This is a genomic window from Paenibacillus sp. GXUN7292 (assembly GCF_050864975.1).
In the GTDB taxonomy this organism is placed as follows: Bacteria; Bacillota; Bacilli; order Paenibacillales; family Paenibacillaceae; genus Pristimantibacillus.
The window spans coordinates 178004-202907 of the sequence record NZ_JBOZWO010000004.1; the positions used below are offsets into that span (position 1 = coordinate 178004).

General features: G+C 44.5%; 21 protein-coding genes and 1 pseudogene. 11 read left to right on the forward strand and 11 right to left on the reverse strand.

Annotation, left to right across the window (positions count from 1 at the left end; genetic code table 11):
• Positions 1-153: 153 nt before the first annotated feature.
• The 8 genes and pseudogenes from ACRRU2_RS06035 to ACRRU2_RS06070 form a co-directional block, all read right to left on the reverse strand.
• The gene (locus ACRRU2_RS06035; RefSeq protein WP_432500418.1) at positions 154-2430 is read right to left on the reverse strand and encodes a hypothetical protein; all 2277 of its coding nucleotides are present in this window, start codon (positions 2428-2430) and stop codon (positions 154-156) included.
• Positions 2408-2755 carry a hypothetical protein gene (locus tag ACRRU2_RS06040; protein WP_432500419.1) on the reverse strand — a complete coding sequence of 116 codons (348 nt, stop codon included), beginning with the start codon at positions 2753-2755 and terminating at the stop codon, positions 2408-2410. Before ACRRU2_RS06040 ends, ACRRU2_RS06035 begins: the two co-directional genes overlap by 23 nt.
• Before the next feature lie 3 nt (positions 2756-2758).
• Positions 2759-3277 carry a sigma-70 family RNA polymerase sigma factor gene (locus tag ACRRU2_RS06045; RefSeq protein ID WP_432500420.1) on the reverse strand — a complete coding sequence of 173 codons (519 nt, stop codon included), beginning with the start codon at positions 3275-3277 and terminating at the stop codon, positions 2759-2761.
• 381 nt (positions 3278-3658) lie between these two features.
• The gene (locus ACRRU2_RS06050) at positions 3659-5467 is read right to left on the reverse strand and encodes a hypothetical protein (RefSeq protein WP_432500421.1); all 1809 of its coding nucleotides are present in this window, start codon (positions 5465-5467) and stop codon (positions 3659-3661) included.
• Between the two features lie 248 nt (positions 5468-5715).
• The gene (locus ACRRU2_RS06055; RefSeq protein ID WP_432500422.1) at positions 5716-6855 is read right to left on the reverse strand and encodes a toxic anion resistance protein; all 1140 of its coding nucleotides are present in this window, start codon (positions 6853-6855) and stop codon (positions 5716-5718) included.
• A gap of 24 nt (positions 6856-6879) precedes the next feature.
• The gene (locus ACRRU2_RS06060) at positions 6880-8568 is read right to left on the reverse strand and encodes a vWA domain-containing protein (RefSeq protein ID WP_432500423.1); all 1689 of its coding nucleotides are present in this window, start codon (positions 8566-8568) and stop codon (positions 6880-6882) included.
• Between the two features lie 10 nt (positions 8569-8578).
• Complete coding sequence (locus ACRRU2_RS06065; protein ID WP_432500424.1) at positions 8579-9316, reverse strand: hypothetical protein; 738 nt, start codon at positions 9314-9316, stop codon at positions 8579-8581.
• A 314-nt stretch (positions 9317-9630) separates the two neighbouring features.
• Positions 9631-9729: pseudogene (locus tag ACRRU2_RS06070) on the reverse strand (winged helix-turn-helix transcriptional regulator); the annotation flags it as partial.
• Positions 9730-9813: 84 nt separating this feature from the next.
• On the opposite strand from ACRRU2_RS06070, the gene solA reads away from it, so the two are divergent.
• Positions 9814-10983 carry an N-methyl-L-tryptophan oxidase gene (gene solA, locus ACRRU2_RS06075; RefSeq protein WP_432500468.1) on the forward strand — a complete coding sequence of 390 codons (1170 nt, stop codon included), beginning with the start codon at positions 9814-9816 and terminating at the stop codon, positions 10981-10983.
• A 151-nt stretch (positions 10984-11134) separates the two neighbouring features.
• Entirely contained in the window at positions 11135-12304 is a 1170-nt protein-coding gene (locus ACRRU2_RS06080) for an acyl-CoA dehydrogenase family protein (RefSeq protein ID WP_432500425.1), read from the forward strand.
• Positions 12305-12726: 422 nt separating this feature from the next.
• Here the strand turns inward: ACRRU2_RS06080 and ACRRU2_RS06085 are convergent, their stop codons facing one another.
• The gene (locus ACRRU2_RS06085) at positions 12727-13476 is read right to left on the reverse strand and encodes an MBL fold metallo-hydrolase (RefSeq protein WP_432500426.1); all 750 of its coding nucleotides are present in this window, start codon (positions 13474-13476) and stop codon (positions 12727-12729) included.
• A gap of 385 nt (positions 13477-13861) precedes the next feature.
• Between ACRRU2_RS06085 and ACRRU2_RS06090 the strand changes: the two genes are divergently transcribed.
• The 9 genes from ACRRU2_RS06090 (at position 13862) to ACRRU2_RS06130 (ending at position 21076) form a co-directional block, all read left to right on the forward strand.
• Positions 13862-14941: an S-layer homology domain-containing protein gene (locus tag ACRRU2_RS06090; RefSeq protein ID WP_432500427.1), complete on the forward strand. Its 1080-nt coding sequence runs from the start codon at positions 13862-13864 to the stop codon at positions 14939-14941.
• A gap of 388 nt (positions 14942-15329) precedes the next feature.
• Positions 15330-15632: an urease subunit gamma gene (locus ACRRU2_RS06095; RefSeq protein WP_432500428.1), complete on the forward strand. Its 303-nt coding sequence runs from the start codon at positions 15330-15332 to the stop codon at positions 15630-15632.
• Between the two features lie 17 nt (positions 15633-15649).
• Entirely contained in the window at positions 15650-15967 is a 318-nt protein-coding gene (locus ACRRU2_RS06100) for an urease subunit beta (protein ID WP_432500429.1), read from the forward strand.
• 2 nt (positions 15968-15969) lie between these two features.
• A complete protein-coding gene (gene ureC / locus ACRRU2_RS06105) occupies positions 15970-17682 on the forward strand; it encodes an urease subunit alpha (protein WP_432500430.1) in 1713 nt (570 codons plus the stop codon).
• Positions 17683-17946: 264 nt separating this feature from the next.
• Entirely contained in the window at positions 17947-18402 is a 456-nt protein-coding gene (gene ureE / locus ACRRU2_RS06110) for an urease accessory protein UreE (RefSeq protein WP_432500431.1), read from the forward strand.
• Positions 18395-19081, forward strand: a complete 687-nt coding sequence (locus ACRRU2_RS06115; protein ID WP_432500432.1) for an urease accessory protein UreF — start codon at positions 18395-18397, stop codon at positions 19079-19081. Before ureE ends, ACRRU2_RS06115 begins: the two co-directional genes overlap by 8 nt.
• Positions 19082-19115: 34 nt before the next feature.
• Positions 19116-19724, forward strand: a complete 609-nt coding sequence (gene ureG / locus ACRRU2_RS06120) for an urease accessory protein UreG (protein ID WP_432500433.1) — start codon at positions 19116-19118, stop codon at positions 19722-19724.
• 1 nt (position 19725) lies between these two features.
• Positions 19726-20553 carry an urease accessory protein UreD gene (locus ACRRU2_RS06125; RefSeq protein WP_432500434.1) on the forward strand — a complete coding sequence of 276 codons (828 nt, stop codon included), beginning with the start codon at positions 19726-19728 and terminating at the stop codon, positions 20551-20553.
• A gap of 61 nt (positions 20554-20614) precedes the next feature.
• Positions 20615-21076 carry a hypothetical protein gene (locus ACRRU2_RS06130; protein WP_432500435.1) on the forward strand — a complete coding sequence of 154 codons (462 nt, stop codon included), beginning with the start codon at positions 20615-20617 and terminating at the stop codon, positions 21074-21076.
• Between the two features lie 110 nt (positions 21077-21186).
• Here ACRRU2_RS06130 and ACRRU2_RS06135 read toward each other — a convergent pair whose 3' ends face one another.
• Positions 21187-22212, reverse strand: a complete 1026-nt coding sequence (locus ACRRU2_RS06135) for a zinc-dependent alcohol dehydrogenase (protein ID WP_432500436.1) — start codon at positions 22210-22212, stop codon at positions 21187-21189.
• A complete protein-coding gene (locus ACRRU2_RS06140) occupies positions 22209-24893 on the reverse strand; it encodes a hypothetical protein (protein ID WP_432500437.1) in 2685 nt (894 codons plus the stop codon). Before ACRRU2_RS06140 ends, ACRRU2_RS06135 begins: the two co-directional genes overlap by 4 nt.
• Between the last annotated feature and the right edge of the window lie 11 nt (positions 24894-24904).

A 24904-nucleotide genomic window follows, 5' to 3' on the forward strand; every position in this document is an offset into this window, starting at 1 on the left:
TCCACCAAAATCTATCATACTACCATCACGATAGCCCATCAATAAAAAGATCATAGATAAACGGCTCGCCGTTCTAAAATTTTTATAATTCGAAAAAGCCTCAATCGGAATTTCATCCCCGATTAAGGCTTTTATTGTTGAAATCCTTAGCAGTTAGCTTACCTCTTGCACAGCTTCAATAAATGAACGCAAAGCTGGATATGGCTTTATAGTATTGAGCCATTTCTTCAAATCTCCACCTTTAAAATAGAGCTCTAATCCTTGTCGCATTTCCTCCAGATAGGCTTGCTTCAAAGGCTCTGTTGCTTGCTTCGCCGCTTCTGCCTGCAGCCGCTCTATGCTCGCTGTCCAATTTTGATCGTTCCAAGTCGATCGTTCAGGATACTGCTCTGCTGCCTGAATAGCCGATTCGAAGGACGAATCCATATATAGCAGCACAGCCAAATAGTTCCCAACAAAACGATGTGTTTTATCCAGTTCCATGGCAAGCTCAAACTGCTGCTGTGCCTCTTCAAGCTTTCCTTGCTTCATTAGTGCCGTAGCATAAATGGATTGCTGGTAGTCGTTTAGTTTCCCCGCGTCAGATAATATTAAATACTCTTTTATCGCATTATGATAGGCAGGCCAATCCGCTGCATTATAATAATAGTCTATAAGCTTGCTTAATACATGCTTTGTTGGCGCAAGCTTATACAGCTGCTGCAAATATTCCATCACTTCCTGCTTTACCTGGCCTTCTTCCGATAGCGAATGCTTCGATTCCAGAATTTTAATAAGCATGCGCAAGCTATTCACATCATGTTTATTATTTTCAAATGCAAGCCGATACGCATCTATTGCCTCATCCTGTTTTCCACTTAGCAGCAGTCGATCTGCTTCTGTTAACGTTCTTTCTTTCAAATAGAAAAACGGCAAATTACCCATCGTATTTTCCTGCAATCGATAACCGCTGCTGGTGGACAGCATATTGCCATGAACATCAAATGCCTGCACCTCCCAGAAAAAAAGTGCATCTGCATTCAAAAAACCAAGCAGGGATTCGGGTTCAGCCTGCCCGCTATCTTGATAAGAGATTCCTGAAACACTATCATATAGCTCATCTGCTGATATTTGTTTGAAGTTAGTCGTTATATTCGAAGCTATTATTGTTCCAATTGATCCATGTTGGATAGGTACATGCCCCAGTATATTATAATACGCTGCACCAGCCACTGGCTCCCAGCTGAATTGAATGATTGAATCTGTAATGATTTGCTTGTTAACAGGTTCATTCAGCTCAATTAAAGGCGTCAAGACAAGCGGCTGCTCAAATATTTGTCCTTTTGGATCATTATCGTCCACATCAAACCAAACCTCGCGTCCCGTTGACCAAGTATAGCCGTCGGCCTGCTCATATTCTAAACCGAGAAAAAGCTGATAGCTGCCAGCCAGAACCCCATAAAACGAGTAATTGCCATCAGCATCACTGATTGTTTGATAGGGCTCATCTGTCATCAGACTATGGTTCAAATTTTCTTTAAGCCTTAAAAACACGCCCACACCTGCAACTGGCGTTCCGTCGCTGCGCGTTACTTTTCCTGATATTACTGCAGGCTTGCCGCCTTGCTCCAGCATGCGGTCCATTAAATCACGCATTTTTAACAGTGTGCCGTGAATGTTAATAGCGTAATTATTTGTTTCCCATAATTGAGCTTTCTCCTTACGGCCTACCTGCTGCTCTACTACATGCAAAGCTTCCTCAAGCTTCCCGCTGCGCAATAAATTTTTCATTTGCAAAAAGGTCATTTGTTCATTTATGCGCACATCTGTCGGCTTCCATCTATTTTTTAAGTCGTTCAATATTTGATCTGAACTTTCTATATCACCTAGGTCTGCTAACATTTTTGCCCGCTGCAAGGTCAGCTCATTCAAGCCAAATTGATCCCTATTCACATTGTCTAAAAGCTTCATTAGCCGTTTCTCCGTTGTCTCCAGTGCAGCGACAGCCTTTTCTTGCTCGCCAATTTTACTGTAGTTATAGGCCAGCTGTCTTGCTGCTCGTTTTAAATATCCGTCTGCTGGTGCCGATGAGATATACTGCTCCAAAAAGTATATTTTCTCATCCATACTTAAATTTATTTCTGCAGTACCATCAGGGATTCTAAAGCTCGAACCAGCTCCTACAAAAATAGACGAATGTTCAATATTCTCTGAGCCATATTCAATAATATGCTCACGTATAAGCCCCCACTTTTTCGAACCTGAAGCTTTATCTATTTGATTTACTATTTTAATCGTTCTGGATTCCCAATCTACGAGCTCGGGCCGCCATTTGGCCAGCAGCGTTTCCGCTTGGGGCTGAACTACATTTATGAAAAAAGGGATACCAATCATAAGGACAATCGTCATTATAACAAGATGCTTTACTTTAATCGTTATTTTCCTTCGCATACTGCTGCAGCCTCCCTTCATATTGCTCCTTGAAGTAAATATTGCCCCCTGCCTCGACCAGTTCTGTGGCTTGAGTGTATGGAGCGCTCTTGCTTAATTGCAAGCTCGTATCGTATGCCCCTATGCTCCAAACAATTAACAAGCATGAAACCGCTGCTGAAATAAGAGGAATCGGTGATAGTTCAAGCTCTTTATTCCATAATGCTATTAATTTATCTTTGCGCGATTTGGGATGAGTGCGTTTCCGTACTTCCATTTTCCCTGAAAAAGTTAACTTCTCCAGCTCCTCGTCCAGCTCGGCGCGTAATGTCTTATGTTCAGCCATCGATTATAGCCCCTCCTTTTCCCATTGCTTGCGCAGCAGCTCACGCCCTCTGGCCAGTCTTGACTTTATCGTGTTTTCATTCAAGCTCGTATATTGTACGATCTCTTGAATGCTCATCTCGGCATAGTAATATAATGTTATCGCTTCTCTATATTTGTAATCTAACCGCTGTACAGATTCACCAAGCCGATGATTGCGCGCTTGCTCCAAAAACTGTTCTTCCAGATCAGGCACCACCCGCTCCATATAAATGTCTTCCATACGCGCGAAAGGAATCAGCTTGCGCCATGACCAGCTGCGCTGTTTCATCCGGCAATGATTAATCGCGATACGAGTCAGCCAGCTTTTAAGCTGATTCGCATCACGAAGCTGTTCAATCTTGGTGAAGGCCGCGATGAAAGTATCCTGAACAGCCTCCTCAGCCAAGTGCGCATCCTTCAGCAGCAAATAGGCCATACGCAGCAAGTAATCGCCATACTGGTCCATCAGCGCTTGCAGTGCTGTTTCATCCTTCGACCTCAATCGCTCTACTACATCCAGTCCGCTCTCCTCCTATCTATCACTAAGATGCAGCAACTTGCTGTCAGGTTGCATCTATTAAAAAATAATTTAAAAGAACCAAAGATAAACGGCTCCGCCGTCCTTTGGACAGGCGCGTTTACCGATGAAATATAAGAACAGATATGAATCAATTACTTAATTGGAATATCAATTAAGAAATTGATTAAGGTTACAAAAACTTATACTTTCTTATATTTCAATAAATGAACCTCCAACTCACTCATCAAGTGGAATTGGAGGTTCTTTCTCTGCGATATTCATTTATTGTAACTTCATTTCCAAATTTCATTTCCAAATCTATTATTTTTGTCGACTGATGGGATTGCGTATAAACAATTTTTATTATTTGTTTCGGGAAAGTAACAAGCATCTCATATTGATTTTATCAGCATCAACTGTGTTTTCGTCATTGCCTGATTCCTTTGGAATAGGAGCTCCATAATATTCAAATTGCTTGGCTGCTTTAGAAATATATTCAATTAACTCATTTCTATCTGAGTCAGCATATAATTGTCGCAAATAATCCGTCCATTGCTGCTCGTTCCATTCTGGCGCTGTCACAGCAACATCCTGGTTACGCAACAGCTCAAGCAGCCTCGATACTTGCCAGCCGTCTGCTTCCTGCATAGCTACGGCAAGCGCCATACTCCAATCTGACACATTCAACAAACCCAAGCGGTCATTTTTAGCTGCAAGCAGATCGAATACCCCTTCCTTCTCCGCTTGCTCATTAAACCAATACATGCGAATTTTGTTCGGATTTATGGGGCTTGTGCGCAAAATCATGTGCTTGCCGTCTTTCGATGCATCAAGCAGATTGTTCACATCCAGCCGCTTCTCGTACTGTAAAACATATACCTGGCTTCCGTCTCCGCTAAGCATCACTTCCACATCAAGCGGAATATGCGAAGATTCGCCGCCGCCAATAATAACAGCCGCTCCACGTTTGCTTGAGTAATAGACACCTTCATTTGTACGCTCGAGTACTAGCCTGTACATTAATTTTGCTTTGCGCAAATGCGGTTCAATATCGTAAAAGGTGGATGAAAAGCTTCGGGTTACTCTTTGTTCATCCACAATCCACTCGATGTCGGCAACACCACGCAGCTCCATCGGTTGTTTGCCTGCTGCAAGGCTTGCCAGCGCTCCTTCGGGAAAGGACAATTTAAAACCATTATCAGACCACGAATAATTAGTGCTTGTTAATGGAGGGTGCGAGTACATATTCGAGTATACTGCTTGATAAGACAAACCTTCTAATGTTTTTTTAGTTCCGATATCAAAAACAAGTAAATGCTTGCCCGTCGCAGCAGCACCTCCACAAACAATAAGCAAACAGCCTGCTAATAGATAAGCAAGGGTTCTCCCCCCTGATGAGCGATCTTCATCATTTTCTCTTATTCTATCTGCTATGCTTTCCTTGGATCTAGGCAGCTTCACCATCAGCTTGCTCATCAGCAGACTGATTAGCCAGGTTCCGACTACAGCATGACCGATGAGTGGAAGCATAAAACCAAAAGGCATCGGTATAAATTTCGAAATCCCTACTATCATCGTTACAATCATGGCAAACAGCGCGAGCAGCAGCAAGCTCCAAAAGTTACGGCGTAAAATACCCGGGGCGCTTAACAATGCGCTACCAAGCGACTGATCACGTATCACTATGATATAAGGGGTTAATGCAAAAAACAAAGAGACGATAATAAGAATAAATCCTAACGGAAAAAAGCTAATTGCCAGATAACTTAAGGCTGATTGACAAATAGACCATGCAAGCATTCTGCCAAAATAATGCCTTCCGTTTTCAAAAAAAGACCTCCTACTACGCATCAGAAGCTCCTGCTTCAGCCCGCTAAGATACATGCCGCGCACAAAGCTTTGGATCGCAAGTACAAGCAAAGTGATGACCACTGACATAAAACCTAAATCCAGCGGGCCCGCTTCAAATGACGTATAAGGCACTTTCATATCCATTAATGTAGGCATATACAACGGAAGCGACGCGTGAATTTGTTCAGCTTCTCCTGCTGTCCCCAATGAACCTAAAGAATAAGGATAGACAGAAAAGCCAAAATAAGCACCCAAGCCGAGCAAGACAGTAAGCATGACCTCAAACGCTATAACAAGAACAACTAAACGAATTTTATTCATTGTCCCTCCTGTGCACACCGGAATAATTCTTAGGTATACGACTGCGCCGTCTCCAACATTTTTCTATTAAACTTTTGAAGCTGCCTTCTTGGAGGTTCGTCTCTTAATTTTAAATTACGAAGCTGGCAAGATTGTTAATTCATGGTGTTTAGTTTGCACGTTTTCAATTCTCAATTAAAAAGCCACACCACAAGGTGCGGCTTTCCATCCTATTCGCCATATGGCATGCATCATGATAGATTTGAAATCTACAGACCGAGCTTTTGCCCTTTTTCCAATCGGACGATTTGTTTCTCGCCATTATCGGCAAGCTCTCTGAACTGTTCAATCGTTTGACGCATTCTAGGCAGTGCTTCCTGCTTGTAGCTGCTGATGGAATCGAGCGCTGACAGCACATCGGAGAAGGCTTGCTTTAAAGTATCCGGTGAAATATTCGCCTCGAGCGATTGTTTATGAATCGCAGCTCCTTGGTTTTTCAGCATTCTAGAGGTGGCGGAAATAATATCATTCGTCGTCTGATTAAGCATCTCGATTTTTTTCAACACAATTTTTTGATTATAAAGAGCGCTCGCTACAGTAACGGAAGTTTTCAGCGCGGATATGGTGACGTTCTTGGCACGTTCTACACCACGGATTAGCTCCTTGTTGTTTCTCATTACAACCTCAATCGCCATAATGCCCTGCTGATTGACGACGAGCATCTGCTGCAAATCCATGACGCGCTGACGGAGCGGAAACAGCACCTCTTCTGTAATAAATCGGATTTTGTCCGGATCCTCGTTGCGCAGCTTGGCTGCTTCAATTTGCTTCTCAATCGATTCGTCCATTAGTGCGCCAAGCTGTAATTCCTTCTGCAGCTTTTTGGTCAGATCGCGAAGCACCTGCTGCTCGATCTCAAGCGTCGTATTATCATTTTTCAAAGTAACCTTGCCTTTATCAAGAGAAACTACGATATCTGCAATCACGGCATCTGCCTTTTGATACTTCATGAAGTAAGCACGCAATGGATTAAAAAGTTTTCCCAGCAATCCAGTTTTTGCAAAATCGATCATGCTCGGGTCCAAATCCTTGAGCTGTGTATGCAGCTCTACCAATCCTTTGGCTACCTGGCCGCCCTCATCGCCCGTTTTGGACAAATTGCTGACTGCAACCTGCAGCAGCGTATTTTTATCCGAGGACGAACGCATTGTATTTATGCCGAAGGATTCAATGGATTGCACAATTTCCCTTCGCTTGTCTAGCGATTCCACATCAAGATTCAAAATAGCGGCAACATTGGATTCTGCCAGCTCCTGCAGCTTTGCCAGCTCTTCTGGCACCGGCTTTACTTCCTCTTCGATCGCTGCCTGAATTTCTTTAGGGTCTATAACTTCCATTGAAAATGACATCGTATTCCTCCTCAGATTCTTATTTTACATTTGCGCATTAAACAGATTCCCAATCTTATATACGACATCATCTGTATCCGCGTTGATGCTTGCCGCTTCATTGATGCTGGAAATGCTTTGCAGTGCCTTAATATTGGCATTGTAGCCAATCGTATAAATCGGAATTTGATACGCTTCTATTAATCCGCGCACTTCTTTGAGAGAATGCCCTTCATTCGTTTCACCATCGCTTAGAACAAAAATGATCGGCTTTTGATTCGGATTAGCGGCCAATTCATCCTGAAGCATCTTAAGTGCTACCACAATTCCATCAAAGGTGGCAGTGCCGCCGCTAGCCTGCAGGCTGTTAACAGCGCCAACAAACAAAGAGCGATGATTTGTATCATATTTGCCGATCGGCATATTAATCGATACGTTGCTTGAATAAGAAACGAGGCCGATACTATTGTCATTTCCTAAATACTTTTGCCCCTGCAGCAGCGACTCCTTCAAGCGATTAAGCGGCTCCCCCGCCATACTGCCGGAAACATCGGCTACAAATACGGCAACAATCGGCTTGCTGACATTTTTCTTTTCCTTCCACAATTTTTGGGCGGCCAATAGAAGGCCTCCATCTGTCTCTGCAAGCTCAGATTTATAATCTTCCAAATTGTTGAAGCCTTTGTCCTTGCCCATTTTCTGATATTTATCCTGATTCACAAATTCTGCAAACTTTACGATAATGTCGCGTTTTTCCTTTGATACATCTCCCAGCGCATACAGCGGGCTGTCATGCCTTACTCCAAATGGCGTAAAGACGTAGGCGCCCTTCAGATCAGCTGCATTGAGATAGGTTTGATATTCCAGCACAAAGCCGTCCAGCATGCCCGACTTGGCTGCATCGCGCATTTGTATCGTTGTAGATGCGATGAATGGTACGTTAGCTTGAAACTTTTCAAAGCCTTGTACCGCTTTTTCCCCTAAAATATTAGAGCTGTCAAATGTATTCAGCGCCGTTAATAGAAAGTTCAATCCCGTAGAGCTTGCAAATGGATCGGTATAGCCCATTGAAAACTCATTGTTGGCTATTGCCTCAGTAATATTTTTGACATTGATGGCGCCATATGTGTTTACCAGCTCATCATGCTTAGCTCTGGCAATGACAATGCCCGTTACATTGCCTACAAGCCGTTGGCTGACCATCTCTGTTTTAATTCCGCTTTCCTTCACCATTTCTCCCCATAGCTCGTTTGAAGGAGTAAAGGCATCCGGAATATATTTGCCGGACCTGATATAGTCTGCTGCCGTACCAGAAGCAATATTACGGATTTTAACCGACACCTTCTTGCCGTTTATCGTAATGCCAGCTTTATTAAACTCTGCAGCTACATCCGTCAGCCAGCCATCTACCCCCGTTCCGCCTTTCTCTGGGGATGAGAAAATCTCAACAAAATAATCAGAGCTGTTCTTTACTGTAACTGGAAACTTGGAGATATCCGGCAGCGAAGCTGCCAAATCGACTGGATTAAGATCAATCTGCCCTTTGATCGGCTGCTCGGTAGTGACTGAAATATTGTTAAACAGCTTGCTCAGCCGTTTGTTGGCATCATCAATCGTAACCTGCGCCTTCGATTTCCCCATATTGGAAGTCATATTAACACCCAAATAAACCAGCACGAAAACAACAACTAATATAATACCGGATATAATAAAAAAGTTATTCTTTTTGGCCATGTTCAGCACCTCACTGTTTATAATATTTAGTTTGTTTAATTAAAGAGTCAATTTCCCGCATACACGGCATATTCTCGATCTCAGCAGGATCAAAGCTGTCTAATCGCGAAATTTCAAGCAGCAGCTTATCCAGCTTCAGCAATATTTCTTCATTCGTATCTAATGAATGCTTCATGAACGACAAAAATTCATGATACAGATTGGCCTTCTGCTGCATAATCCCGGAAGAAAATCTGGATGACTTTTGGCTCATCACACTTTTATATTCAGCTTCATCGAATACGCGAAGCCGATTGATCATGCTTCTAACATTCAAATAAAGCAGCTTCTCCACCTCTCGGATAACAGAAGCAAACTTTTTATAGCTTAGCTCCTCCACTTCAAATCTTTGGCCCAGTACATTCATTAATGTATCTTTTTTTCTTATTAAACGTTCCATTTGATCAAGGGTGACCGTAATATCCCCCTCCAAAGAGCCAACGCGCATAAAAGGCATTAAAGCCTCTACATAATCGTCATGCGTAACCATTTCTTTGACAGGCAATGGAGCCGGCTGTTTAAAAAATGCATGATAGCTTCCATAAAGCAGAGCAAGTATACTGGCCAGTACCAAGGTGATGCCAAATGCTGAAGCAAACGCGTTTTCTCCTATAGCGACCCCAATGATTCCTGGCGAGAATACAATAACGTTAATCATAACTGTCGCAATAATTATGCCAAGCAGTTTTATGTATTTATTACCAGCCAAATTTCACACCCCCTCTACCTCATATAAGCAAATACGTTTCATGTGTAAAGAAGTAGCAATTTTTTTATAGGAAAACTGCTCATATTTTCTTATATTAAAATACATCACATAACAATCTATACGTTTACAAATGTTGAGGAAGTACAAATTGCTATTGATTTTTAGCCCTGCATACATTTTTCTTTTTCTTGAAAATCTAACCAACTACAGGTTATTCGACATATTCTCTCAATTTCCTTTTAATTCTTCGCGCCTCCAGCCCTAAAAAATAAAAAAATTCACATTCTCATTGAATGCGAATTTTATAAACTTGGCTATGCTCCTTTGCACTTCAGCAGCTCCTTGTAGCTTTTATTCCATTCGATCATCTTTTTGATAATAGGGATAAGCTGCTCGCCGTGCGGGGTTAAAGAACATTCTACCTTTCCAAGTTATCTTATAGGAATTATAATAGTATTAGGAATTGTAAAAATCAAACAAAAAATTGAGGTGGTATTATTTTCAACAACCATTTTGATGTCATTATTATCGGCGCAGGCTCCTTTGGATTAAGCACTGGTTATCAATTAGCCAAACAGGGCGTGTCCGTCTTGCTTATAGATGCCCATAACCCGCCGCATAAGTCAGGCAGCCATCATGGCGCCACTCGCATCGTCAGAAGCGCTTATACGATGGGCCCCAGCTACGTGAAGCTTGCACTACGCTCAATTGAATTATGGAAGTCGCTTGCTGAGGAAGCTCTGCAGATCGCAGAGCACTTCGAGCCCAAACCAATCTATGATCCGATTGGCGTTATTAGCATCGGTCCAAGCGGCTCAAGGTTTATTGAAAGCAAAACGGACAGCTGCAGGGCTTTTAATATTCCGTTCGAGTCTTTATCAGCGCAGCAAGTTGAAGCACGTTGGCCCGGCTTTGCCGTCCAGCAGCATATGGAAGGGCTTTTCGAACCGGAGGGCGGCATTCTGTACAGTGAAAATATTATTAGCCTCTACAAAACCCTTTCGATTCAACATGGAGCTGTACTGCTGACAAACACAAAAGTTGAACGGATTGAGTTCCATGAGGCAAACCTTCATGCAGTTATAACGGACAAAGGCCGTTTCTTCGCTACAAAAGTGCTCGTAAGCGCAGGCGCCTGGTCCGCTGAAGTATTGCCTGAGCTGAAAGGCATCATTCAGCCTTATCGCAAGCCGATCGCCTGGTTTGAAGCGCCTGCCGATACGTATGGAGCGCCTCACTTTCCAGCCTTTATTATTAACAACGGTGTTGAAAATGAATATTTCGGTTTTCCAGCAATCGATGCTGCCGGCTTGAAAATTGGCCGCCACAATGGCGGTTACCCGGCTATTGCTGATCAGCCTGTTCCGCCATTCGGAGCCTATCCTGAGGATGAGCAGGAGCTTACGGCTGCACTAGCCGAGTTCCTCCCAAAGGTTGGAAGGCTGCTGAATGGACAAATCTGCTTATATGAGAATACGCCTGGTGAAGAATTTGTACTCGATGAGGTTCCTGGAAGAAGAAATGTATGGTTTGCCGGAGGCGGTTCCGGTCACGGCTTTAAATTTGCAAGCGGCATTGGCGAAGCATTGAGTATCGCACTTACGAATGGAAAAAACAATTATCCGTTGGATTGGGACGCTTTTACATTTAAAGGAGTAAAGGAATAATGTCATTATTCAAAAGATAATGATGTTGCTTTAACCCGCCCACGGCTTCACACCGACTCTCAGTTTGGTATACTGGAATCAAAAGCGCTCCGTCGGATCATGCAGCATACTGAGTCTGAATAAACGAAGCAAAGTTGAGGAATAAATCGTCATGAATCGATTAGACAAAATGTTTATTTTAACAAAAGAGCAGGAGCAGCGTTTGAACGCTATTGGCGCACTGGCTGATTCTTTTCAGCAAGAGGCGCACCGCGTCGATGCCGAGCATGAATTTGCTTACGAGCATATTCAGGCATTGAGGGGGCTCGGCTATTTCTCCTATACCGTTCCCGCTGCCTATGGAGGCGAAGGCATCTCCCTATACGAATTTGTCATGTATCAGGAGAGGCTTGCGCAGGGGGACGCTGCGATAGCGCTCGGCGTAGGCTGGCATTTGGGCGTCGTTTTCGACCTGAACCATAGCAAGCAGTGGTCCGATGCTCATCTGGCGCAGCTCAATGGAGTGGTTGTGAAGGAACAGCAGCTGGTCAATCGCGCAGCGTCCGAGAAAGCTTCCGGCAGTCCTACAAGGGGCGGCAAGCCGCTTACGACTGCCGAGCAGCTGGCGGACGGCTCCTATGTGCTGAACGGGCGCAAAACGTTTACGACCCTCTCCCCTGTTTTGGATCAATTTATTGTAACAGCAGGCTATGAGGATGGAGTCGCTGAATTTATTGTGCCGCGCGATACACCGGGATTAAGCATTGAACATACTTGGCATACAGTAGGCATGCGCGGTACGGCAAGCCATGACCTCGTTCTGGAAAACGCGAATGTTTCCAAGGACGCGCTAGTCTATCGCTTGCCGCAGGAGAAAAAGACTAAAGCTTCGCCGTATCTGCTTCATATTCCGGCATGCTATCTTGGAATAGCGCTTGCCGCCCGCAAGGAAGCGATAGTCTTTGCAAGCAGCTACCAGCCTAATTCCTTGCCTGCGCCAATTATTCATGCGCCCAATGTTATTACGCAACTCGGACAGATCGAGCTGGAGCTGCAGGCTGCGCGCCATTTTGTCTACAGCGTGGCGCAGCGGTGGGACAATGAGGTGAATCGCGACAATATCGGCGCTGAGCTGAATGCAGCAAAAGTGTTTGCTGTTCAAGCCGCCTTATCCGTCGTAGATAAGGCGATGCGAATAGTCGGCGCACACAGTCTCGCGCTCGACCATCCGCTGCAGCGGCTGTACCGCGACGTGCGCTTCGGCCTGCATAACCCTCCGATGGAGGATATGGCCATTGCGATGCTCGGGCGGCTTGCAGTACAGGATGCTGAAGCGGAGTAATATTAGAGCATTAGTAATATTAGAGCATTAGAAGAATTAGAGCATTAGTAGAATTAGAGCGGTGAGATTAGAGCTCCCTTTAGCGCACAAAGAGCTGTTCGATGAGCAACGAAAAAAGAACAACGGTGTATTGGAGCTACGTGTCGCTTCTAACGGTTGCCACAAACGCTAATCGTGCTAAAATCGAGCTTTAATTTTTCTAACGGTTGCTATCGCGCTTATTTCACAATAAACCGCTAATTTCCTCTGAAAATGGCGCAATAACGCTCATGGCAACCGTTACATTTTTAAATGAGCTAAAATACTCGAAATAGCATCGCCGGCAACCGTTAGGAGAGTCTTAACGCCTGTAGATCATGAAAAAGCATTTCGATCGTTTCAATAAATTGTTCGGTATCCGCTCTGCTCCTCCCGTTCTTAAATCATCTCAATCTCTCCGCCAGCTCTCGCAATCTCTCATTAGGCTGATTGGTATAAACACCCCCATGGTAGCAGACGACAGAATCAATATCGTAGGCTAAAAAATTCTCGATCGAACGTTTAGCCAGCCCGGGGTCAATACATAACATAGGGTCTGGCGGCAAAAGCATTCCTTCCTGCACAATGAGCGCATCGCCAGCAATTAAAGTCCGGCTAGGGTTATGATACAAACTAATATGTCCTGGCGTATGTCCAGCGGAATCGATAACGACAAGCCCTCCCCCTATCGCCAAATGTTCATCTGGCGCAATTATTGTATTTACAGCACCACGAGGCGGATTTTCTAACGTTTTTCTAAACGCCTCCCGCATTTGCTCCGGCACCTGTGGAGGCAATGAAGCTACAGCTTGTTGTATCGCATCCGCGTTCAGCTTCAACAATTGCTGCTTTCCTTCTATGAATGGTTTCTCGATAACTGATGCCATAACCTCAACTTGACTGCCGAATTGTTTATGAATATCAGGCAAGCTTCCGATATGATCCAAATCCTGATGAGTAAGTATTAGCTTGTTTAAGCAATTAAAAGCCGTTCCTGTTTCTTCTACTGCTGCTTGCAGCAAAGCATACTGCCCTGGATACCCCGTATCCACCAATATTACATTTTCTTCATCCACAATAAGCGTCGGATAAACCGTCTCTGTCCTTCCGAGAACAGTGGCTGACAACGATAATACAAATAATTCATTCGTCATATTCATCGAACTCCTTTTCTGTACTAGTTTTATCAATAAGCAATACATATAGTAACAGAAGAGGAAACTAAAATAAACATCAAAATATTCTATCATATCATAAAAATTTTTATTTGTCAATAGATAAAAGCCGCTTATTAAACTAAGCAAACTAGCAGAACTGTTGAGGTACCGATTAGTTGTAGGCAACTTTTATCCTCTACAGGGGTTATTTCATCAAAAAATCGGACTGCAACATCGGTCGGAATCCCAAACTTGATCGTAGTAACATCCCTTTCGATTGCTTATTGCCCTATCCACAATGAATCGACACCCTACTGTTGCTGTTTACGATGCGGCAGGGTAACATAGGTTTATATGGAAATATTCGGAGAAGGAGGCTTTTATGAAAAACTATATTAGGGATAATAACGAGAATGATATTCAAAATGGCGTATTAATTGAGGGAAATAAACATAATAAGAAAACCATCAAGCAATGCATAAAGCTCAGTATTATTTCGCTTGTCTTGATTTCCTTACTTACATTTTCCTCTCCCCTATATGCGGCAGTAAGTAATCCATTTACGGATGTAGCTCCAGACCAATGGTACAGCGATTCGATCCGCTGGGCAGTTAGTCAAAATATTGTGAAAGGCTATCCCGACGGTTCCTTCAAGCCTGACGCTCCTGTAACAGAGGAGCATTTTCTGACCATGCTTGCCCGTGCCAGCGGTATCCAAGAAGAGCCTTACGCCAATGCACAATCTAGAAACATGCCCATTTACTATAAGTTGAACTTACCCTTGACCCGCGCTGAGGCAGCAGTATACCTTGCTGCTAATATGGGATATGTTTCTCAAACAAACACGAAAGAAGCTGCCATTCTATATTTATATGATCTCCAAATTACCAAGGGCATCTCGTCCACGCCTATGTATACAGTCGAACAATACGGCAGCGACAAAATATTAACGCGAGCCCAAGCTGTAACCTTCATACAAAGAGCTGTACAGTCTCGCCTTCCATTAGGCCAAACGCTCGATGAGCAAATAAAGCTTACCTATCCCAAAGAGGTTATATTCGAATTTGATCATGCCAGACAATTTACCGAAGCTATTTCTAACTTGCCCGCTATAAACGAAGGGCCATTTTTAAAGGTCGAACAACGTTTTCATATTGACTACAATATACACGCCGTAGAATTGTATGAAAGTTTTTCAAAAGGCGAGGATTCAGCCTCCATTCTGCTTATGCGTACAGCAGATAAATATAATGTTGTACTGTTTGCGAGATATTTGAATGAGCATACGAAAGCAGCATTAGAAGCCGTTCTTCAACTCTATATATCTGATGATGAGGCAAAGCAGTTATTGAATCATTATGTCGAACAAAGATCAGCCGAGGATACTGCTGCGGTAGCCTTTCATTCTAAATCTAACTATAATATCACCTATTCAAAAACAGAAATACGAATCAGCAACTGATTCGTATTTAACTTCATCAAAAAAAGCGATTATTTCTGTCAGGTCAGCCTAACAGTTTGGTCGCTTTTTTACGTGCGCCGTCCGGCGCAATTCACTGCCATCTTCTCCGCTAAAATATTATCTTCCAGCTCGTTGTTCAAGACCCATTTTCATACATATAAAAATGCCGAAAAACGTGATAATACCAATGTTTTCATCCACTTTCACAGAGTTGATAAAAATAAAGAAAGAAGATGCTATACCCCGCATTTTTTATATGCTAAAATCGTCTAGTGGTCAGCCACGCTACCTGCAAAAACAGAATAATAAAGGGAGTATATTTCGGCTTCTTTTTATCTGAATAGGTAGACATCGAATCTTAGATAATAACTACAGGAGGTTGATCGTATTGCATCTATTGCCGAGAGAAATAGATAAACTCATGATCGTAGTAGCTGCAGATCTTGCAAAGCGCCGAAAAGACAGGGGCCTTAAGCTTAATCACCCTGAAGCGGTCGCTATTATTACCTACGAGCTGTTGGAAGGAGCAAGAGATGGTAAAACAGTTGCCGAACTGATGGAATATGGAGCTTCCATTCTTACAAGAGAAGACGTCATGGAAGGCATACCAGAAATGATTACTGATATTCAGGTGGAAGCGACTTTTCCAGATGGCACCAAGCTCGTCACCGTCCACAGCCCAATCAGATAATCAGGAGGAATGCACACATGATACCAGGAGAATACATTCTCAAGGAAGATAAAATTATTTGTAACGAAGGCAAGGAGATAAATGTTATTTCGGTAACAAACACTGGCGACCGCCCGGTTCAGGTTGGTTCGCATTTTCATTTCTACGAGGTTAACGAAGCGCTGCAATTCGACAGAGAGCAATCTTACGGAAAAAGATTGAATATTCCCGCTGGTGCCGCTGTACGCTTCGAACCCGGAGATGCAAAGGAAATCCAGCTTATTCCCTTTGCTGGCGAACGCCGAATATACGGCTTCAATAATAAAGTAGACGGCAGCTTAGAAGGAGAGAGATAATCATGAGCTTTAAGATGTCGAGAAGACAATATGCGGAAATGTTCGGGCCGACCACAGGCGATTCAATCCGTCTTGCGGATACGGATTTGTTCATCCAAATAGAGAAAGATTATACATCTTACGGGGAAGAAGTTGTGTTTGGCGGGGGCAAGGTCATCCGCGACGGAATGGGACAGCATCCTCTTGCTACGCGAGGAGAAGGCGTTGCCGATATCGTCATTACAAACATCGTTATTTTTGATTACACCGGGATTTACAAGGCAGATCTCGCGATTACTGACGGAAAAATTTCCGGAATAGGTAAAAGCGGCAACCCGCTTATTATGGACAATGTTGATATTATTATCGGCGCTTCAACTGAGATCATCGCAGGTGAAGGCTTGATCGTGACCGCGGGAGCTATTGATACGCATGTACACTTTATTAATCCGGAGCAAGTACAGGTTGCGCTCACATCAGGCACGACAACGTTAATTGGCGGCGGCACCGGGCCGGCAGCCGGCTCAAGAGCAACGACTATAACCCCTGGCGAATGGAATATCCATCGCATGCTTGCTGCTGCGGAAGGTCTTCCAATCAATGTAGGCTTTACTGGGAAAGGACATGCTGCATCAAAAGAGCCGCTCGCCGAGCAGGTTCGGGCAGGCGTGATCGGCCTGAAGGTCCATGAAGACTGGGGAGCAACAGCTTCTTCTCTAGACTATGCCTTGCAGGTGGCTGACGAATACGACGTGCAAGTTGCGCTTCATGCGGATACCTTGAACGAAGGCGGCTTTATGGAAAACACAATGGCTGCTGTAAAAGATCGCGTTCTGCATATGTATCATACAGAAGGCGCTGGCGGCGGACATGCTCCCGATTTGATTAAATCAGCAGGCTACGCCAATATTTTGCCATCCTCAACTAATCCAACTTTACCTTATACGGTAAATACGATCGACGAGCATCTTGATATGGTTATGGTATGCCACCATTTAAATCCGTCTGTACCTGAAGATATTGCATTTGCAGACTCTAGAATTCGCAGGGAAACGATTGCCGCTGAAGACATTCTGCATGACATGGGCGTATTCAGTATGGTCAGCTCCGATGCACAGGCTATGGGCCGTGTAGGTGAAGTTGTTCTGCGAACTTGGCAAACAGCGGATAAAATGAAAAAGCAACGCGGCACAATGAGCGGCGACAGCACTTACGCCGATAATAACCGTGCCAAGCGTTATATTGCCAAATATACAATTAACCCGGCGATAACACACGGCATCTCCCAGCATGTAGGGTCAATTGAAATTGGCAAAATGGCTGACCTTGTACTGTGGTCCCCTAAGTTTTTTGGCGTAAAGCCAGAAATGGTGCTTAAAAATGGATTTGCTGTCGTGAGCTTGATGGGCGACGCCAACGCTTCCATTCCAACCCCTCAGCCATACATTTACAGACCGATGTATGCGCAAACAGGAGCAGCGCTATCCAAAAGCTCTGTTACCTTTATTTCACAAGCGGCATTTGATAATGGCGTTCACGAGCAGCTAGGGCTGAAAAAGATTATTCTCCCCGTCGGCGGCATTCGCACCCTATCCAAAAAAGATATGAAGCTTAACTTTGAAACGCCGCATATTACAGTTGATCCGCAAACCTATGAGGTGCGGGTTGACGGCGAACTGCTTACTTGTGAGCCTGTTGATCGTGTGCCGATGGGACAACGTTATTTCTTATTTTAAGAGGTAGTTCAAAAAGTCCAATTTTGATAACGAAGTAGCTAAGGAAGCGTCTCGACATCGAATATTTAATATACCCACAAAAGTGAAGATAAGCTTCGATGTAAATTCCGATTACTTTTGCGGGGCCCGGTATTTGCCGAAACCTCCAGTAATAGGTGCTCACGTACCTTTATGTACGCTCCGCGCCTCCGATTTCTAGTTTCATACAATTTTCTCGGTTCTGAAAACCGGACTTTTTGAACACTCATTTTAAGGAGAATAAATATGATAATCGAAAAAATAGTAGCCAACATACAGGATTTAAGTCCGGAAGAATTGAATAAGCGCCATAAGGAAAAGGTTTATATGGAGAGCGCTCATTTGGTCAAACGAATTAACCGTATAACGACCGATCATGGCAAAGAAATCGGCATTCGCCTAACTGACCAGCGTGATCTGCTTGCAGGCGATATTTTATATATGGATGATAAAAATATGATTTATATCGAAGTGTTATCCGATGATTTGCTTGTTATTAGCCCGCGCAGCCTAATGGAGATGGGAAACATTGCCCATCAGCTTGGAAATCGCCATTTGCCTGCTCAATTCGAAGACAATGATATGCTCGTACAATATGATTATTTGGTAGAGGAGCTGCTGCAGCAGCTGGAAATCCCTTATAAACGTGAGGATCGCAAAGTGAAGCAAGCATTCCGCCATATCGGGCATAGTCATGGATAATAAGCTGCTTTCCTTGCTCCAGCTATGCGATTCCAATTTTCCGACTGGCGCATTCAGCCATTCCTTCGGATTGGAAAGCTATATTCAAGAAGATAAGGTGCATGATGCAGCGTCATTCTCACATTGGCTGCGTGTATATTTGCATGAACAGCTAACCTACACAGATGGGCTTGCCTGTCGCCAAGTATACGAAGCGCTCCAAAGCGAGAATATTTCTCGCATTTGGGAAATCGATCGTCGAATAACGGTACAGAACTTGCCCAGAGAAACTAGGCAAGGCACGCAAATGATCGGCAGTCGCATGCTAAAGCTTACAGAACAATTGTACAGCATACCCATCCTCTCTCAGTACAGAGCTAATATTACAAAAAAACAATCATTCGGCCACCCTGCCATCGTATTCGCGATGGTTGCTCACGGACTTGGAGTATCTCAATCAACCTCCATCCTCTATTATTTATATTCGGCTATTTCCAGCCAGGTTCAAAATGCAGTACGCGCCATTCCATTAGGACAAACAGCAGGACAAATCATTTTACAGCAATTTCAATCCGAGCTCTCACAAGCGGTTGAAAACATTATGCAGCTGACGGAGGACGATTTTGGAATCGTATCTCCGGGCATTGAGCTGTCGCAAATGAAGCATGAGCGTGTCCATATCCGGATATTCATGTCTTAACATTTTAATGAAAAAAGTAAAGGACGTGTTATATATGCAACCCGTAAAAATTGGAATCGGAGGACCTGTAGGAGCAGGTAAAACGATGCTTGTAGAAAAACTGACGCGCCATATGACAGGTATAAGCATGGCGGTCGTTACGAATGATATTTATACCAAAGAGGATGCCAAGTTTTTGATGCAAAATGGCGTTCTTCCAGAAGACCGCATTATCGGCGTAGAAACTGGCGGCTGTCCACACACTGCAATTCGTGAGGATGCATCGATGAACTTTGCTGCAATCGATGATTTAATAGAGCGCCATCCTGACGTTGAGCTGATCTTTATCGAATCAGGCGGAGACAACCTCGCCGCAACGTTCAGCCCCGAGCTGGCTGATTTCTCTATCTACATTATTGACGTTGCACAAGGCGAGAAAATCCCTCGCAAAGGCGGTCAAGGAATGATCAAATCCGACTTGTTCATTATTAATAAAACGGACCTTGCTCCTTATGTCGGCGCAAGTCTTGACGTAATGGCAAAGGATACAAAGGTGTTCCGCGGAAACAAGCCTTTTGTATTTTCGAATTTAAAAGAAAATGAAGGCCTCGACGAAATCATAGACTGGATTAACAAGCATGTATTGCTAAAAGGATTGGAATAAGATGTCGCAATGGACAGGCATATTAAATCTTGATCTTGAGCAGCGCCACGGAAAAACAGTCGCCAAAAACGTATATTTTCAAGGCGCCTTTAAAGTAATGCGGCCCGTTTACCATGACGACAGCGGGCAGGTATGCTACTACCTGCTCAATCCGGGTGGCGGTTATTTGGACGGAGACAGATACCGAATGCGCATCTCGGCAGATGAAGGTGCAAAAGTAACCTTAACAACACAGTCTGCCACTAAAGTGTACAAGTCGCCCAAGGATTACGCCTATCAAGAAACCGAAATTCATCTAAAGCAAAACAGTTATTTGGAGTTTGTTCCAGATCCATTAATTGCCTACGAAAATGCTCACTACAAACAAAAAAATATCGTGCATATGGAAAAAGGCTCCACCTTCCTCTACACCGATATCGTAACGCCGGGCTGGTCGCCGAGCGGAGATAGGTATACTTACAAGACGATTCAGCTCTTGACCGAAATTTATTATGACGGACTGCTTGGTGTACTGGATCATATTAAACTCACACCCAGCAAGCAGAACGTAACGGAGCTGGGCTTTTTAGAGGGGTTCTCTCATCTAGGGTCGATGATCGTGGTCAGTGAATTTATGAGCTCTGCCCTGCTCGATGAGCTGTATGATACCATTCAAGCAGAAAAAAATGCAGCTTTTATGTTTGGCCTGTCGAACCTTGAGGTGCCTGGGTTTAGCCTCCGATTACTGGCAAATTCCACCCAACAAATTGAACACATTTTTTCTATTTGCCACCGCATCGTCACAGAAACATGGTATAATCGAACACCAAGACCTTTAAGAAAGTACTAGCAGCATAATAAGATGATCTAGGAGGAACAATTTCCTAGAGACTTTACGAGGAGGGCTAGGTATGCTCGAAGATAAGAATGCACGACCCGAACTGGAAGGTTTTGATGTTGAGACACTGTTTGAGGATCGCGTTCATCAGAGGCACGCATTCACTTTTAAAGTCCAGGGAGATGAGTTCAAGGGACATTATTATCAGGACCAGATTCAGTGGCTCCACCCTCATCCCAGTCAAATGATCGGCGATGAGCAGGTAGAATTCATTGAAGAAGCTATTCACTCCTTAATGCGTCAATATGGCATAGCGAGCGGGATCAAAGACTTTCAGCTAGAGGAAGCCTTTGAAAATCGCAGGCACGCGCGGCAAAAATTTTCTTTGCAAATTAACGGTGAGGATTATAAAGGATATGTCCACGAAGGAGATATTCAATGGTTTCATCCGCAGCCGCAGCAGAAGCTTGACGATGAGCAGGTTCAAGCGATTGAAAGCGAAATTCATGAGAAAATCGCAAATCAATCCAAATAAGGCGTGTTAATATAGGTCTTAAAAAAGTGGCTGCCCAGAACGCCAACGGAAATTGACTTGGGCAGCCACTTTTATTTTCTCCTATCAGGTTAGACTGTTTTCGAACCGTTCTATCTCCCTGGATCCAGAAATATTTTCCCATTGATAACTTTGCCTGATACTAGATCCTGAAAGGCCCTATTGGCTTCGGTCAAGCCTCTCACTTCCGTCCAGCCCTCTTCCGTAATAACGCCTTGCTCCAGCAATTGCACCGCATCGTAAAAATCCTGTCTGGTATAGCAGAAGGAGCCTAGAATCTCGATTTCGCTGCGGATTAGACGATTGATATACAGCTTCGTCTCGTCGACACCAAGTCCAATGTTCATGAAGGTGCCCCCGGGACTCAGCAGCTCCATTCCCGATTCTCGCGTTGGCTGAAATCCTGCTGCATCGATAACGACGTCTACACCCTTACTCCCGAATAAGGCCGCTGTATGCTCCTTCAAATTCCCCTTTGTCGGATTAAAAATATGCTCGAATTGAATATTGCGGGCCATGTGCAGACGATCATCATTAGTATCGACTATAAGCACCTCTGATGCTCCTAGCAAACGTGCAACTTTGGCGCTCAACAAACCGATGCCTCCCGCACCGAATACAACGACATTAGGGAAGGAATGACGGTCCATTGCTCTGCGCGCCGCACGCAAAGAGCAGGCCAGAGGCTCTGCCAGACTTGCCCGGTAAGGATTCATAGACTCCGATACTAGAACAAGCGTGCTTTGAGGAACGACTACATACTGTGCAAATCCGCCTGGTCGATGAATGCCTACTATTTGCCGGTTGGCACAAAGCTGAGTCAAGCCTTTCAAACAGCTTGGGCATTCACCGCAAAATAATAAAGGATTAACAACGACCTTTTGTCCCACACTATATTGGTTTGCGCCAGCGCCGTTTTGTTCAACACGTCCACAAATCTCATGCCCCATAATTAGCGGGGGCACTCTTAAGCTGTTATGTCCAAGATACCCTTCGATTTCCGAGCCGCAAATACCTACGCCCAATACACGAACCAACACCTCATCAGCTTGCGGCTTCGGTACTTCAAGCTGCTCTGCATTCATTGTTTCCGGGGCATTCCATACAATCACGTTCATACTAACGTCCTCCCCAATCCTTCTACTTCATATCTCTTAAGATGATCAAGCACATACTGACAGTTTACTGCCTTCTCCTGCAAATCCTGGGATGTATAATAATAATGATTGGACGCCTCGAAGCCAATGCGCGAATCTTGCTTAACAAGGGTATACAGCGCCGTCGCATTTTCCAATTCTTTTTGGACAATATCGGCGAGGATGCTGCCAAGCTTATTTTTCTGTTCCCCATCTTTGGCGACAAGATAACGATTCCTATTTTTCACGAATAAAATTTGCATATAAGTGCTGTAGAAATGCAGGTAAGCGGTGCTTGCAATCCGATACAGATCGCCAAATTCCGCCTCGGCATTGACTGAAATATGTTTTCGCGCCTTCTCAAGCAGCTTCAGTCCTTTTTTCCAGCCGCTTGCCAGCTTTTTAAACTGGTTGGCAAATACCGTTTCCGAATATTTTGCGCGCCACCTCTCAAGATCATCGTAAGGAATCCCTACCATCGTAGCTTTATAATGAGTAGGCTCCATATAAAGCAAATTTGCCGGTCCCATATTTTGAGGTGCGAGATAAAGCACAGCGATATCAAACGGAAATTGCTGAAACGCTTCGCTGAAAGCAAGCGATGCCTGCGTGATCGTTTTTCCCGCAGCAGCTCCAAATTGATCCTCGAGCAATTCATGGATGCCTCTCGGCTTGCCTCCGTCCGTTGACCAATAATGCTCCGCAGCTAGCCTTAATGTCAGGGAAGGATAGCCGCCCAGCGTCCAGCTCAGCATTAGTCCGCTTACCCCCGATGCATTCAACCGCTGCAGATGCTCCTCAATCAATTGAAATACGGGCAAGTAAGGAACCGCTGACAGCTCCCATGAATTATTGAATTGCACCTTTGCCGCGGTTTTTAATCCGTTATCCTTTGCCATTTGCCAAATGCGGGCTGTTTTTTCGCTCGGACCAACTACGGAAATAGAATAATCAATTACTTTGCCTTGAATATCGGCAATATTCGTTTCTTTCTCATCTTCACTTACGGAAAGAATCGTAACATTGCTCGGGAGCTGCTTAATTGCCGACAAGATCTCCTTATCATCCCAGCCCAATGATTCGGTCCAGGCCCATGTGTAGCAAAGCACTCGGGCAGCAGGAGCTTCCTTCTCAACGGCATCCGCCACCAAATGGATGACTTCTGAAATAACGGCGCTCGGACTGCGCTTGCTGCAGCGCGGACAATTCGTCTTGCCGCCAGGAGCCCTTGAGTAGCAGTTCGTCAAGTTCTCAGACATTGTAATGGCGAATATACCGCCAAGTCCGGGCACCTCTCTGAACAAGGCGGACACGGATTCGCTCAGAATAGCTTGAACCTCCGGCACGGATGTGCAAAGCGCGGCATAGCCTTGCTCCTCCTGCCCTTTCCAATCTGGCTTATCCTTAAAATAGGAAAGCGGCATGGAACGCGGTTCATTGAAGTACAAATAAACACGAATGCCGTATTTCGACGCTTTTTTGACCAGCCTTCTTAATCCTTCTATCCTTTGTTCCCAATTGACCGACAGCTCAGGTGCCGCGCGCCAAGGAACGAGCTGATATAGAACGCTTTGCATCCAAATGCCATTAACGCCTACTTCCGATAATCGCTCCAGCTGCTCCTCCGGATAAGGATCCAGCTCCGTCTCGAGCAGCGGATCACCATATACCGCACTATAGGAATAAATATAGCGGAGGTCGAAGTTCGTGGTCTGCTCATATTTCCCTTTCTCCAGATATGGCAGCTCTGACTTTTTCATCGTTTGCTCGATCCACTGCAGCCCGCGCAAAATCCCTTCCTCATCGGATGACTGGATAACAATTTCATCGTCCGAAACGAATATCGTATGACTTTCTTTCACTCCACTAGCGGCAGGATCCACCTTGAATCGAAGAATCGGCCTCTCTCTGTGCGATGATGCTGCAACAGACCACTCTACTCCCCAAAGTAGAGCATGCTTATCGGAAAATCGCTGAGCGTAGGCGTACAAATTGCCTTCTCCCATGCTTTCGTCCTTGCCGTCGTTCGTGTCCTCACCCTCACCCTTGTACTCGTTTTGAAAAATTTGAATCGTCCATGGTTTATCCAGTCTAGTTTCGCTTGCCAGCGGTAGCCTTCTTGCTGATATCTTTGGCAGATCGGAAAGCTTGAATCGTTCCAAAAAATCGAACGGCTTCTCCTGAAAGGTAGTATCAAGCTCTTTCTGAATGGGATCGAAAGCTTCCGACACGCGCTGTTTCCACTCGAGAGTCAGCTTCTCCTCCTTTGCGCTTAAAGGCTTATAGCGTACAGGCTTTACGAACGGCTTTAAATTGCCCAGCTTTACCCACAGAAAATCATCCTCTTTAAGCGTGAATTCCAGCTTTTCCTCCGTCCAATCAAGCAGTGTTAAGAGCTGCTCGTAAGTAAGCAAATGCCAATTAGCCCTTATGATCGTAATGTAGCCTCTGGCAAGCCATTGCAAGTCCGCCTCCAGAGGCACCTCCAGTCCCATAAGGACTGCAACCTCTTCGATTTGTTTAACCGTAGCTTCCAATACAGCGGCAATGCGTTCCGTAGGCACTAGGCCGTAATTTCTCCAGATGATGGCTTGCATACGAGTTGGAAAATGAGGCAGCACGATCGGAATCATTTGCGGATTTGCTTCAAATTCTTGTATCATGGCTTCAGCCT